Source organism: Pandoraea sp. (genome assembly GCF_004297875.1).
Taxonomy (GTDB): domain Bacteria; phylum Pseudomonadota; class Gammaproteobacteria; order Burkholderiales; family Burkholderiaceae; genus Pandoraea.
In genome coordinates this window covers 46,246-58,811 of the sequence record NZ_SCSK01000035.1, presented here as the reverse complement: position 1 = coordinate 58,811, position 12,566 = coordinate 46,246, and the positions used below count along the sequence as shown (strand labels likewise).

The 12,566-nt window shown below is 63.5% G+C and carries 11 protein-coding genes; 10 read left to right on the top strand and 1 reads right to left on the bottom strand.

From position 1 onward, the window contains the following. The first annotated feature begins 63 nt into the window (after positions 1-63). The 3 genes from EPN80_RS09485 to EPN80_RS09475 all read left to right on the top strand — a co-directional run bounded on the left by EPN80_RS09485 (position 64) and on the right by EPN80_RS09475 (position 3,240). A complete protein-coding gene (locus EPN80_RS09485; protein ID WP_293026127.1) occupies positions 64-822 on the top strand; it encodes a colicin transporter in 759 nt (252 codons plus the stop codon). Between the two features lie 68 nt (positions 823-890). Continuing rightward, positions 891-1,094 (top strand): DUF465 domain-containing protein, encoded by a 204-nt coding sequence (locus EPN80_RS09480; RefSeq protein WP_293026126.1) that lies wholly within the window; start codon positions 891-893, stop codon positions 1,092-1,094. 61 nt (positions 1,095-1,155) lie between these two features. Further along, entirely contained in the window at positions 1,156-3,240 is a 2,085-nt protein-coding gene (locus EPN80_RS09475) for an ATP-dependent DNA helicase (protein WP_293026567.1), read from the top strand. A gap of 147 nt (positions 3,241-3,387) precedes the next feature. On the opposite strand, the gene EPN80_RS09470 is transcribed toward EPN80_RS09475, so the two are convergent. Beyond that, positions 3,388-4,215, bottom strand: a complete 828-nt coding sequence (locus EPN80_RS09470) for an outer membrane protein assembly factor BamD (protein WP_293026124.1) — start codon at positions 4,213-4,215, stop codon at positions 3,388-3,390. Between the two features lie 104 nt (positions 4,216-4,319). Here EPN80_RS09470 and EPN80_RS09465 point away from each other — a divergent pair, with 104 nt between their 5' ends. From EPN80_RS09465 to rimO, 7 genes are all read left to right on the top strand, one after another. Continuing rightward, positions 4,320-5,348: an RluA family pseudouridine synthase gene (locus EPN80_RS09465; protein WP_293026565.1), complete on the top strand. Its 1,029-nt coding sequence runs from the start codon at positions 4,320-4,322 to the stop codon at positions 5,346-5,348. Beyond that, on the top strand, positions 5,326-6,132 hold the full coding sequence (gene pgeF, locus EPN80_RS09460) for a peptidoglycan editing factor PgeF (RefSeq protein ID WP_293026122.1): 807 nt from the start codon (positions 5,326-5,328) through the stop codon (positions 6,130-6,132). Before EPN80_RS09465 ends, pgeF begins: the two co-directional genes overlap by 23 nt. Positions 6,133-6,551: 419 nt before the next feature. After that, positions 6,552-8,261 (top strand): class I poly(R)-hydroxyalkanoic acid synthase, encoded by a 1,710-nt coding sequence (gene phaC, locus EPN80_RS09455; protein WP_366468651.1) that lies wholly within the window; start codon positions 6,552-6,554, stop codon positions 8,259-8,261. Positions 8,262-8,314: 53 nt separating this feature from the next. Beyond that, complete coding sequence (locus EPN80_RS09450) at positions 8,315-9,496, top strand: acetyl-CoA C-acetyltransferase (protein WP_293026118.1); 1,182 nt, start codon at positions 8,315-8,317, stop codon at positions 9,494-9,496. 80 nt (positions 9,497-9,576) lie between these two features. Next, a complete protein-coding gene (locus tag EPN80_RS09445) occupies positions 9,577-10,317 on the top strand; it encodes a 3-ketoacyl-ACP reductase (RefSeq protein ID WP_047213071.1) in 741 nt (246 codons plus the stop codon). Positions 10,318-10,521: 204 nt separating this feature from the next. Next, positions 10,522-11,094: a polyhydroxyalkanoate synthesis repressor PhaR gene (gene phaR, locus EPN80_RS09440; RefSeq protein ID WP_293026114.1), complete on the top strand. Its 573-nt coding sequence runs from the start codon at positions 10,522-10,524 to the stop codon at positions 11,092-11,094. 83 nt (positions 11,095-11,177) lie between these two features. Next, on the top strand, positions 11,178-12,545 hold the full coding sequence (gene rimO, locus EPN80_RS09435; RefSeq protein ID WP_293026112.1) for a 30S ribosomal protein S12 methylthiotransferase RimO: 1,368 nt from the start codon (positions 11,178-11,180) through the stop codon (positions 12,543-12,545). Positions 12,546-12,566 lie beyond the last annotated feature (21 nt).

Here is a 12,566-nt window from a genome sequence, read left to right as displayed (position 1 = left end):
GGCAGGCCCGGACGCGCGATGTTAAAATTTGCCATGACTTTGCCCAAACGCATGATTTCATTTGTGAAAAAATCCTTCGCTGGCATCGGGCTGGCTTTGAGCCTGTGCTGGCCCTACGCGGTGCGGGCGCAAGCCCCCGATTCGGCCGCGTCAGCCGCGGCCACCTCGACCGGCGAGCCCGGCACGACTGCCACGGCCGGCGACACCGCCGACTTCGCCCGCCAGCGCGCCGTACTGGATAACCAGAAGGCGTGGGCGGTATACCACTACAAGGTTGCCGAGCGGAATTGCTACGACCGGTTTTTCGTCAACCATTGCATCGACCAGGCCAGGGACGTCGAGCGCGATGCTCTGGCGAAAATCCGCGCGCAGCGCCTGGACGTCGATGCGGCCGAACGGGCTGCGCGGGCGCAGGCGCGCGATCAGCGACTGGCCGATAAGCGTGCGCAGACTCAGGCGCAGGCGCCGCAGCGCGAGGCCCAGCAGCGCCAAAATGCTGCCGACTATGAGGCCAGGCAGGCCGAATTCGAGCAGAAGAAGGTCCGGCGCACCGGTGAATTGCCGCAGCACGCGGCCGACGCGAAGGCCTACGATGCCAAGCAGGCCGAGTTCCAGCAAAAGCTCGAGCAGGACCGGGCTGCCGCCGAGCGTCGGGCGCAGGAGCGGGCGCAAAACGTGCAGAAATTCCAGCAGAAGCAGCGCGATGCCGAGCAGCGGGCCAAGGACGTCGCGGCGCGTCAGGCAGCGGCACGGCGCAAGGCACAGGAACAGCAGCAACAGCAACAGCAACAGCAACAGCAACAGCAGCAGCAAAAACAGTAGGCGCGACCGGGGCAGCAACCTTCGGATCGTCATGACGCGACCGCAGCCGCGGCACGTAAGGAATGGCTATGGAAGATAATCTTCATTCGATCGGCCGGCGCATCATCGAGCTGCAAATCGAGCACCGCGATCTCGATTATCTGGTCGACAAATTGATGGAAGAAGACAACTATGACGAACTGCAACTGCGGCGGCTGAAGAAGCGTCGGCTCAAAATCAAGGATACGATTACGCTGCTGCAATTGCAGCAGACGCCCGACACCCCGGCCTGAATGCTTTACCCCTGCGAACTGAACTGTTTTGACCAATTCCAACGCCAGTCTCGAGGCCGCCTTGGCTGACGGCATCCTGCCGGAGCCGACCCCGCAACATGCGAGCGAACTGGAGACCATCTTTGGTGCCGACGGCCTGCTTGCGCGCGCCATCGATGGATATCGGCCGCGCCCGGCGCAGCTCGAAATGGCGCGCGCCGTCAGTGCCGCGCTCGCCAGCCATGACACGTTGATCGCCGAGGCTGGCACTGGCACCGGCAAGACATACGCGTATCTGGTGCCGGCCATGTTGTGGGGCGGCAAGACGATCATCTCGACCGGCACCAAGCATCTTCAGGATCAGCTGTTCGCACGGGATATCCCAACGGTGCGCGAGGCGCTGGCCGTGCCTGTGTCGGTCGCGGTGCTAAAGGGCCGTGCCAATTACCTTTGCCACTATTATCTGGAGCGTGCCGAGCATGAGGGCCGCTTCGGCTCGCGCCATGAAATCGCGCAGTTGCGCGAGATCGTTCAGTTCGCCAAGCTCACCCGCAGCGGCGACAAGGCCGAGCTGGCCAGCGTGCCCGAGAACGCGCCGATCTGGTCCCAGGTGACCTCGACGCGTGACAGTTGCCTGGGTGCGGATTGCCCGCGCTACAAGGACTGCTTTGTCATGCAGGCGCGCAAAGAGGCGCAGCAAGCGGACCTGGTGGTGGTCAACCATCATCTGTTCTTTGCCGACGTCATGCTGCGTGATACCGGTATTGCGGAACTGCTGCCGAGCGCCAACACGATCGTTTTCGACGAGGCGCACCAGTTGCCGGAGACGGCCACGCTGTTTTTCGGTCAGACCCTGTCGACCGGGCAATTGCTGGAACTGGCCCGCGATGCGGTTGCCGAGGGCTTGGTGCATGCGCGCGACGCCGCACAGTGGACCGCGCTGGGCGCCGCCCTCGAGCGGGCCGCGCGCGATGTGCGGCTGAGTTTTTCGCAAGACGCGTTGCGCGTGTCGGCAGCGCAGCTCGGCGAGGCCCATGCATTGTTCGAGGCGCTCGATAAACTCGAGGCGGCTTTGCTCGACCTGATCGCTACGCTCGAAGCGCATGCCGAACGGGCCGAGCCGCTTGGTGCCTGCCTGCGTCGAGCCATCGATTTGCACCGTTTGCTGGCGCAGTGGCAGCATGCCGAGCCGCCCGGCGGCGACGCGGCCGCGCAGATGGGCAAGGCGCTCGCCGGCGCGCTCGGCAAGGGCGAGGGAGCCGGTAAGGACGACGAAGGCGCCAATGCCGGCGAGGGGGCCAGCGTGCGTTGGGTCGAGGTGTTCTCGCACGCCGTGCAGCTTCACCTGACGCCATTGTCGATCGCGCCGATCTTCACCAAACAACGCGGTGGTGCGCCGCGCGCGTGGATCTTCACCTCTGCGACGCTGTCGGTCAGGGGCAACTTTACCCATTATGCCGCGCAGCTTGGGCTGGACTCCGCCAAGTCGATCTCGTTGCCCAGTCCATTCGACTATGAAGCGCAGAGTCTGCTGTACGTGCCGCGCAATTTGCCGGCGCCGTCCGCGCTCGGCTTTACCGACGCGGTGCTCGAAGCGGCGCTGCCGGTGCTCGAAGTCAGCGGCGGCCGTGCGTTCCTGCTGTGCACCACGCTACGGGCGGTCAAGCGCGCCGCCGAACGCCTGCGCGACGAATTCGATCGGCGCGGCTGGTCTTATCCGCTGCTGGTGCAGGGCGATGCCAGCCGGACCGAATTGCTCGACCGGTTTCGCGCGCTTGGCAATGCCGTGCTGATCGGCAGTCAAAGTTTCTGGGAAGGCGTGGACGTGCGCGGTGAGGCCCTTTCGCTGGTGATCATCGACAAATTGCCATTTGCGCCGCCTGACGATCCCGTGCTGGCGGCTCGGCTCGACGCGCTCGCCAGAAAGGGGTTGAGCCCGTTCGCCGTGCATCAGTTGCCGCAAGCGGTGATTACGCTCAAGCAGGGTGCGGGCCGCCTGATTCGCTCCGAGAGCGATCGTGGCGTGTTGATGATCTGCGACGCGCGCCTGGTCGAAAAGCCCTACGGCAGGCGCATCTGGCAAAGCCTGCCGCCGTTCAGGCGCACCCGGGAGTTACCGACCGTGCTGTCGTTCTTCGAGCACGCCGAGCCTGCCGGCGTGCACTAAACAAGGGTCGATGTGTCTGTCGGCGCCCCAGCGGCTGGATGACAGCCCAACGCTGGCTCAAAAAAAGCCGTACAACTTTCGTTGAACGGCATTTTTTGTTTGAACGGCATTGCCATGCGGTTGCGCTCGCGGCAACCGCCACCCGGCTTATGAATTGGTGCCACCCCAGAACTGCCACCAGTGGGACCGCTTGCTGCGCTTGTAGCCGTAGGTGAGATAGTCGCTCTTCGGATAGGTCGCGGCCAGCACGCGACGGGCATCGTCGCTCAGCTTGGTCAGGTGAAGTTTTTTGTAGGATTCAACCATGATCCACAACGCGTCTTCCACGGCAGGTGCCCGGTTGAACTTCTTGATTGCGTCCTGTGCGCGGTTCGCCGCGGCCAAATAGGCGCCGCGGTCGTAGTAATACTTCGCCACGAGCACTTCGTGCTTGGCCATCGCGTTGAGCGCGTAGCGCATGCGCTCGGCCGCGTCCTTGGCGTATTGGCTATTGGGGTAATGCTCGACCAGGTACTTGAACGTCTCGTACGATTGCTCCAGGGCCTTCGGATCGCGTTCGCTCAGATCCTGACCGCTGAACCGGCCGAACAGTCCGAGATTGTCGTCAAAAGTGATCAGCCCCTTCAGGTAGTACGCATAATCGATGATCGGGCTCGACGGATGCAAGCGTATGAACCGGTTGACGTCGGCCATCGCCTGATCGGTGTCGTTATCCTTGTAGTGGGCGTAGGCCGTATTGATCTGTGCCTGCTCTGCGAACTTCCCAAATGGGTCACGACCCACGAGCATCGCGTTGTACTTCGCGGCCTTCGAGTAGTCGCGATCGGCCATGCTGCTCTGGGCTTCCGCGTATAATTTGCTGGTCGACCAGCTCTGCGTCTCGTCGACCTTCTCCGGCAGGATGCCGCACGCGGCGAGTACGCTGGTCAGGCAGACCGCCAGCAGCGTCAACTTAGAAAATTTCAGGGCTTGCATGCTTTTCGCTTCACTTCTCAATGACCCGTTCGACAGTCCCGGATTATAGCCTAACCATTCCGCTTGCCACCGAAATTCCGGAGGATGGCGACGACGACGCGTCGATGCCCGCGAGCGCTTTGACGGTCGATGCGGCCGAGGCGGCGGCGCTGGCCGGCACGGTGCCGCCTGAAGCCGCCGGCGAGCGGTTCGATAAAGTGCTGGCGCGCCTGTTTCCTGCCTACTCGCGCAGCCGCCTGCAGGGCTGGATCGATGCGGGGCGGGTGAGCCTCGATGGTGCGCCAGCCAGGTTGCGCCAGCGTGTCTCGGGCGGCGAGCAGGTTGTCGTGCGGCCCGCCGCTTTGCCAGAGCAGATGGCCTTTACGCCCGAACCGGTGGCGCTCGACGTCGTTTACGAGGATGCGCAACTGGTGGTGCTGAACAAACCCGCCGGGCTGGTCGTGCATCCGGCCGCCGGCAACTGGTCGGGAACCCTGCTCAACGGCCTGTTGCATCGATATGGCGAGGCGGCCGCAGGGTTGCCGCGCGCCGGCATCGTGCATCGCCTGGACAAGGATACTTCCGGCCTGATGGTCGTGGCGCGCACGCTGACCGCACAAACCGATCTGGTTCGCCAGCTGCAGGCGCGCACGGTCAAGCGCTACTATGCGGCGTTGGTGTGGGGCACGCCGCCGACCCGGGCGCTGGTCGATGCGCCACTGGGGCGAGACCCGCGCGAGCGCACCCGCATGGCGGTAGTCGCCGGGGCCGCCGGCAAGCCGGCCCGCACCCGGTTGGCGACCCTGGCCGGCGGCCAGTGGCAAGGACAGCCCGTGTCGCTGGTACTGTGCTCGCTCGACACCGGGCGCACGCACCAGATCCGCGTGCACCTGACTCACCTGGGGCATCCATTGTTGGGCGATTCCGTATATCGCGGCCGCTATCCCCGTCCGGCGCTGCCCGGGGCGTTCGGGCGACAGGCGCTGCACGCCTGGCGACTCGGCCTGCTGCATCCGGCCGATGGACAGCCGATGTCCTGGCAAAGTGGATTGCCCGAGGATATGCGTGACTTGCTGGGTGCCTTGGGGTTATCTTTCGATATGAATGAATTATCCGCATCAGAGCATATCGATGACCTTTTCGCCTCATCCTGACTGGATCGTTCCCGATTGGCCCGCGCCGGCTCGGGTGCGCGCTTTGTTTACCACCCGGGCGGGCGGCGTCAGCGTCGGCCCGCATGCCAGCTTGAATCTTGGATTGAATGCTGGCGACGACGTCGCGGCGGTGCAGGCCAATCGCGCACGCGTGGCTGCGGCCATCGGCGCACGCCCAGGGTGGCTGGCTCAAGTGCACGGGACCGCCGTCGCCAACGCTGATCAAGCCGCCTATGCCGCGACGGCGCCGGCGGCCGACGCCAGCGTGACGGTGGCGCCCGGGGTGGCGTGCACGGCGCTGGTGGCAGACTGCCTGCCGGTTTTGCTGTGCGATGTCGAAGGCCGGGCCGTGGGCGCCGTGCATGCCGGCTGGCGCGGTTTGTGCGCCGGCGTGATCGAGCAGGCGGTGGCGACACTGCGCCAGCGTGTGGGCGGGCCTGCCGAATTGCTGGCCTGGCTTGGCCCGTCGATCGGCCCGACTCGCTTTGAAGTTGGCGCGGAGGTGCGCGACGCGTTCCTGGCGGCCGCCCTGCCCGGCGAGACCGCCGCCACCGAGGCGGCCTTCACGCCCGTGCCAGGTACTGGTGCAGGCACGGCATTGCCGCCGAAATATCTCGCCAGCCTGCCGGCATTGGCTCGCTTGCGCCTGGCTCGCCATGACGTTACTCGAGTGTTCGGCGGCACCTGGTGCACCTACGACGCACCGGCGCGTTTTTATTCCTACCGTCGCGATCGCGTCACGGGCCGGATGGCTGCGCTGGTCTGGCTGGAAAAAGGGCGCTGAGCAGCGCCTGGCGGTGCCGGGCGGCACTGGGTAACGAGGCGGTGCCGCCGGATAAAAACACAAAATGACCGGGCCCGGACCGTATGCGCACGCAGATCGTCAATCGTCGGGAAATCGAGGACGCTGTGATGGCAACCACGAAAATGACATACAGCCGTCCTAAAATGACGACATCCCATTGGGATAAACGTGCGTTCAAAAAGTACTGGAATGGCATCACAATGAATTCTGTCGTGAGCGACGTCATTGACAGGCTTGGCGCCAGACGCAAGAATGGCCCAAGCAGCCCGATCGCTCCGGGTGACGCACAGATTCTTTGCCAATAAGCCATCATGAAATCCGCCAGCGCTCGTGTCGATCCTGCCTCCATGGCGGGCCTTTTCCCAGGATTCGGAACGTCCGCCGCGCAGGCTTCCGATATGTCCGAATGGTTTGACGCGCTTCGCCGCACGCTCGACCCGACGTTTCTTTCTTCGCTGATGCCTGACGGCCCGGCCGCCGTGGCGTCGCGGGACAGTCTTCCAGCGGTGCCCGCGCTCAAAATGGACCCGGCCCAACTGAATGCGATTCAGGCCGATTATTGGCGTGAATTCTCCGACTTGATGGCGCGCTGTTCCTCGTTGCCCACCGACGGTCTCGCGCTTGCCGACCGCCGCTTTGCGGGTGATGCCTGGCGCAGTCCGATGTATGCGATTCCGGCGGCGCTGTATCTGCTCAACGCGCGATTTCTGACGCGCCTGGCCGCCGCTGTCGAGGCCGATGCGAAGACGCGCGAACGCCTGCATTTTGCCGTCGAGCAGTGGATTGCCGCGGCCGCGCCGAGTAATTTCATCGCCACCAACCCCGATGCGCAGCAGCGCCTGGTCGAAACGCAGGGCGAGAGCCTGCTGGCCGGGCTGCGGCATTTGCTGGCGGATTTCAGTAAGGGAAAAGTTTCGCAGACCGATGAAACGGCTTTCGAGCTTGGCCGCAATGTGGCCAGCACCGAGGGAGCGGTCGTGTTCGAGAACGACCTGATCCAACTGATCCAGTACAAGCCGCTGACCGGCACGGTGTTCCAGCGCCCGCTGCTGATCGTGCCGCCGTGCATCAACAAGTATTACATCCTCGATCTGCAGCCCGCCAACTCGCTGGTGCGTCATGCGGTAGAGCAGGGGCACACGGTTTTCATGGTGTCCTGGCGCAATGCCGACGAGACCCTGACCGACAAGCAGTGGGACGACTACATCGCCGAGGGTCCGCTCAAAGCCATCGAAGTGGTGCGCCAGATCAGCGGGCAGAGTCAAATCAATGCGCTGGGCTTCTGCGTCGGCGGCACGCTGCTGGCGACCGCGCTGGCGGTACTGGCCGGGCGCGGCGAGCGCGGCGCCAAGGCCCCGGTCAAGAGTCTGACGCTCCTGACCACGCTGCTCGATTTCTCCGATACCGGCATTCTCGACGTATTCATCGACGACACGCACGTGCAATGGCGCGAGCAGACCATCGGTGGCAAGAACGGGCCGTGCGGGTTGATGCGCGGCGTCGAGCTGGCCAACACGTTTTCATTCCTGCGGCCCAACGAGCTGGTGTGGAACTATGTGGTCGACAACTATCTCAAGGGCCAGTCGCCGCCGGCGTTCGACCTGCTGTACTGGAACGGCGACAGCACCAATCTGGCGGGGCCAATGTTCGCCTGGTATCTGCGCCACATGTACCTGCAGAACGAACTTAAACAGCCCGGCCGGCTGACCGTGTGCGGCGTACCGGTCGATCTGGGCGCGATCGACGTGCCGGTCTACATTTTCGGCTCGCGTGAAGACCATATCGTGCCCTGGCGTGCCGCTTACGCGTCAACTGCGCTGCTGTCCGGGCCGAAACGCTTCGTATTGGGCGCCTCGGGGCATATCGCAGGCGTGATCAACCCGCCGGCCAAGCAGCGCCGCAGCTATTGGACCGGGGATGCGTTGCCGGCCAGTGCCGACGATTGGCTGGCCAGTGCGCAGGAACATCCCGGCAGCTGGTGGCCGGATTGGCATGCCTGGCTTGCGTCTCATGGCGGACGGCGCGTCAAGGCGTCATCCGGCTATGGTAATGTCCAATACCAGCCGGTCGAGCCGGCGCCTGGCAGGTACGTCAAGGCCAAGGCTTGAAAATCAGGTAAAAGCGGGGGCGTTTTTCTTTTTATGAAGTCAAGGTGATCGTAATGACAGATATCGTTATCGTTTCAGCGGCCCGATCCGCGGTAGGAAAATTCGGAGGCTCGCTGGCCAAAGTCCCGGCGCCGGAAATCGGTGCGCAGGTTGTGCGCGCGGTGCTGGAGCGTGCCAGACTCGCGCCCGAGCAGATCAGCGAAGTCATTCTCGGTCAGGTGCTCACGGCAGGTTCGGGCCAGAACGTGGCGCGTCAGGCGTCGATCAAGGCGGGCCTGCCCAGCGCGGTGCCCGCCATGACCATCAACAAGGTGTGCGGCTCGGGACTCAAGGCGGTCATGCTGGCGGCCAATGCGATCCAGGCCGGTGACGCCGATATCGTGGTGGCAGGCGGCCAGGAAAACATGAGCGCGGCGCCGCACGTGCTGCCGGGTTCGCGCGACGGATTCCGGATGGGCGATGCCAAGCTGATCGATACGATGATCGTCGATGGTCTGTGGGACGTCTACAACCAGTATCACATGGGTATTACGGCGGAAAACGTCGCCAAGGAATACGGCATCACGCGCGAAGCCCAGGATCGTCTGGCGGTGGAATCGCAGAATCGCGCCGAGGCCGCTCAGAAAGCGGGCCGCTTCGCGGACGAAATCGTGCCGATCGCGATTCCGCAGCGCAAGGGCGATCCCGTCTTGTTCGAGCATGACGAATACATCCGCCATGGCGCCACGCTGGAATCGCTCGCCGGCCTGAAGCCGGCCTTCGCCAAGGAGGGCACGGTCACGGCCGGCAATGCGTCCGGGCTCAACGACGGCGCCGCTGCAGTGGTCGTCATGTCGGCCAAACGCGCGGCCGAACTCGGCCTGACGCCGCTGGCACGCATCGCCGCCTACGCCAACGCGGGGGTCGATCCCAAGGTCATGGGCATGGGGCCGGTACCGGCCTCGCGTCGCTGCCTGGAGCGTGCCGGCTGGCGCGTCGACGATCTCGACCTGCTCGAAATCAACGAGGCGTTCGCCGCGCAGGCGCTGGCGGTGCATCAGCAAATGGGTTGGGATACCAGCAAGGTCAATGTCAACGGCGGCGCGATTGCCCTCGGGCACCCGATCGGCGCGTCGGGCTGCCGCATCCTGGTGACGCTGCTGCATGAAATGGCGCGACGCGGTGCCAGGAAAGGGCTTGCCTCGCTGTGCATCGGCGGCGGCATGGGGGTTGCGCTGGCGGTTGAGCGCGCATGATGCGAATGGCCCGAGCGCGTTTGCCGCGAGTAGCATCTTTAGTCTCGATTCAAGTGGTCAATTAATAAATGGAGCACTCCATGACACAACGCATCGCCTACGTCACCGGTGGTATGGGCGGCATCGGCACCGCCATTTGCCAGCGGCTCTACAAGGAAGGTTTTCGTGTGGTGGCCGGCTGCGGCCCCAATTCTCCGCGCAAGGCAAAATGGCTGGCCGAACAAAAAGCGCTTGGCTTCGATTTTGTCGCCTCGGAGGGCAACGTCGCGGATTGGGATTCGACCACCGCGGCATTCGACAAGGTCAAGGCCGAAGTCGGCCAGATCGACGTGCTGGTGAACAACGCCGGCATTACGCGCGATGTCGTGCTGCGCAAAATGACCCGCGAAGACTGGAGTGCGGTGATCGACACCAATCTCAACAGCCTGTTCAACGTGACCAAGCAGGTCATCGAAGGCATGGTCGAGCGCGGCTGGGGGCGCATCATCAGCATCTCGTCGGTCAATGGCCAGAAGGGGCAGTTCGGGCAGACCAACTACTCGACCGCGAAGGCCGGTATTCATGGCTTCACGATGGCGCTGGCGCAAGAGGTCGCGACCAAGGGCGTGACGGTCAATACCGTATCGCCCGGCTATATCGGTACCGATATGGTGCGCTCGATCCGGCCGGAAGTGCTCGAGAAGATCGTCGCGACGATCCCGGTCAAGCGTCTGGGTGAGCCGTCCGAGATCGCCTCGATCTGCGCCTGGCTGGCATCCGAGGAATCCGCCTTCGCGACCGGCGCGGACTTTTCCCTGAACGGCGGGCTGCACATGGCGTAATGCCATGGTCGGCCATGCCGCGCGCCGTGGACCGTCTGTCCGCGGCGCGCGGCATGTTTTCATGTTTTGACTCGGGATTGCCGCAAGGCAGCAAGCGGCCTACAATCGAAAAACACGGGTTGGACGCTTCGGTACCCCGCGGCTGTCCAGTACCCGTCAATAGCCGGCTAACCGGCGCCGTCGCAAGAGAGGGACAGACCGCGAATGAGCACGCAAAAAAAAACCGACGAACGTCTGATCAAGAAATATCCAAACCGCCGGCTCTACGATACCCAGACCAGTACCTACATCACCTTGAGCGACGTCAAGCAACTGGTGCTCGACAATGAGGAGTTCAAGGTCGTCGACGCGAAATCGAGCGAAGACCTCACCCGCAGCATCCTGCTGCAAATCATTCTCGAAGAAGAAACCGGCGGCATGCCGATGTTCTCCAGCGTCATGCTGGCGCAGATCATCCGTTTCTATGGCCACGCGCTGCAAGGCATGATGGGTACCTATCTGGAGAAGAATATCCAGACTTTCATCGAGATCCAGCACAAGCTGGCCGACCAGGGCAAGGGGCTATACGAAGGCGCGACCTTCAACCCCGATATGTGGTCCCAATTCATGAACATGCAGGCGCCGATGATGCAGGGCATGATGACCAACTACATCGAACAGTCGAAGAACCTGTTCGTGCAGATGCAGGAGCAGATGCAGAGCCAGGCCAAGAACATGTTCAGTACGTTCCCGTTTCCGCCCGGCGGGCCAGGGCAGCCGAAAGATCCGAACAAGTGAGGTAGCGGGGGCAGGGTACAATACCGGCCTTCGCAGCCTCGCGGGCTGCGGTTTGCCGCCGATATCGCTTCAGGAACCGTACCATGTCCAACCCGTCATCTCCCGCCGCCACGCCCAAGGTCGGTTTCGTCTCGCTCGGCTGTCCGAAGGCGCTGGTCGATTCCGAGCAGATTCTCACGCAATTGCGCGCCGAGGGTTACGAGATTTCCGGCACTTATGACGGTGCCGATCTGGTTGTCGTCAATACCTGTGGATTCATCGATGCGGCGGTGCAGGAGAGTCTCGACGCCATCGGCGAGGCATTGACGGAAAACGGCAAGGTCATCGTGACCGGCTGCCTGGGAGCCAAGAAAGACGCGGCCGGCCAGGACATTGTCAGCAGTGTTCATCCCAAGGTGCTGGCAGTGACCGGCCCGCATGCGACCAATGAGGTCATGCAGGCGGTTCACCAGCACCTGCCCAAGCCGCACGATCCGTTCATCGACCTGGTGCCTGCGCAGGGCATCAAGCTCACGCCAAAGCACTACGCCTATCTCAAAATCTCCGAAGGCTGTAACCACCGCTGCACGTTCTGCATCATTCCGTCGATGCGCGGGGATCTGGTGTCGCGCCCGGTGGCCGAAGTGATGCTCGAGGCGGAAAATCTGTTCAAGTCGGGCGTCAAGGAATTGCTGGTGATTTCCCAGGACACCAGCGCCTATGGCGTCGACGTCAAATACCGCACCGGTTTCTGGAATGGCCGGCCGGTCAAGACGCGCATGACCGAACTGGTGAGCGCGCTGGGTGAGCTGGCGCAGCAGTATGGTGCCTGGGTGCGCCTGCATTATGTATACCCCTATCCGCACGTCGACGAGATCATCCCGCTGATGGCCGAAGGGAAGATTCTGCCGTACCTCGACGTGCCGCTGCAGCACGCCCACCCCGACGTTCTCAAGCGCATGAAGCGGCCGGCCAGCGCCGAAAAGAATCTGGAGCGCATCCGCGCCTGGCGCGCTATCTGCCCGGACCTGACGATCCGCAGCACCTTCATCGCTGGCTTTCCCGGCGAGACCGAAGCCGAGTTCGAGGCGCTGCTTGAATTTCTGCGCGAGGCGGAACTCGACCGGGTGGGCTGCTTTGCCTATTCGCCGGTCGAAGGCGCGCGCGCCAATGAGCTTGCCGGCGCGCTACCCGACGACGTGCGCGAAGAGCGCCGCGCGCGTTTTATGGAGGTTGCCGAGACGATTTCCGCGCGCCGCCTCAAGCGACATGTCGGCAAGACCCTGAAAGTGCTCGTCGATGAAGTCAATCAGGACGGTGGCATGGCGCGCACGATGGGGGACGCGCCGGAAATCGACGGCATGGTCTACATCGAGCCAACCACCAAGGCCTCCAAGCGCTACAAGGCCGGCGACTTCGTCTCGGTGAAGATCACCGGCGCCGACGGCCACGATCTCTGGGGCGAAGTCTGAGGCTCCGTGACCGCGCGGCGC

Coding starts and splice junctions, on each gene's coding strand:
- EPN80_RS09465 (WP_293026565.1), top strand. CDS start 4,320: ATGCCCGCGAGCGCTTTGACGGTCGATGCGGCCGAGGCGGCGGCGCTG.
- phaR (WP_293026114.1), top strand. CDS start 10,522: ATGAGCACGCAAAAAAAAACCGACGAACGTCTGATCAAGAAATATCCA.
- EPN80_RS09445 (WP_047213071.1), top strand. CDS start 9,577: ATGACACAACGCATCGCCTACGTCACCGGTGGTATGGGCGGCATCGGC.
- phaC (WP_366468651.1), top strand. CDS start 6,552: ATGTCCGAATGGTTTGACGCGCTTCGCCGCACGCTCGACCCGACGTTT.
- EPN80_RS09480 (WP_293026126.1), top strand. CDS start 891: ATGGAAGATAATCTTCATTCGATCGGCCGGCGCATCATCGAGCTGCAA.
- rimO (WP_293026112.1), top strand. CDS start 11,178: ATGTCCAACCCGTCATCTCCCGCCGCCACGCCCAAGGTCGGTTTCGTC.
- pgeF (WP_293026122.1), top strand. CDS start 5,326: ATGACCTTTTCGCCTCATCCTGACTGGATCGTTCCCGATTGGCCCGCG.
- EPN80_RS09450 (WP_293026118.1), top strand. CDS start 8,315: ATGACAGATATCGTTATCGTTTCAGCGGCCCGATCCGCGGTAGGAAAA.
- EPN80_RS09470 (WP_293026124.1), bottom strand. CDS start 4,215: ATGCAAGCCCTGAAATTTTCTAAGTTGACGCTGCTGGCGGTCTGCCTG.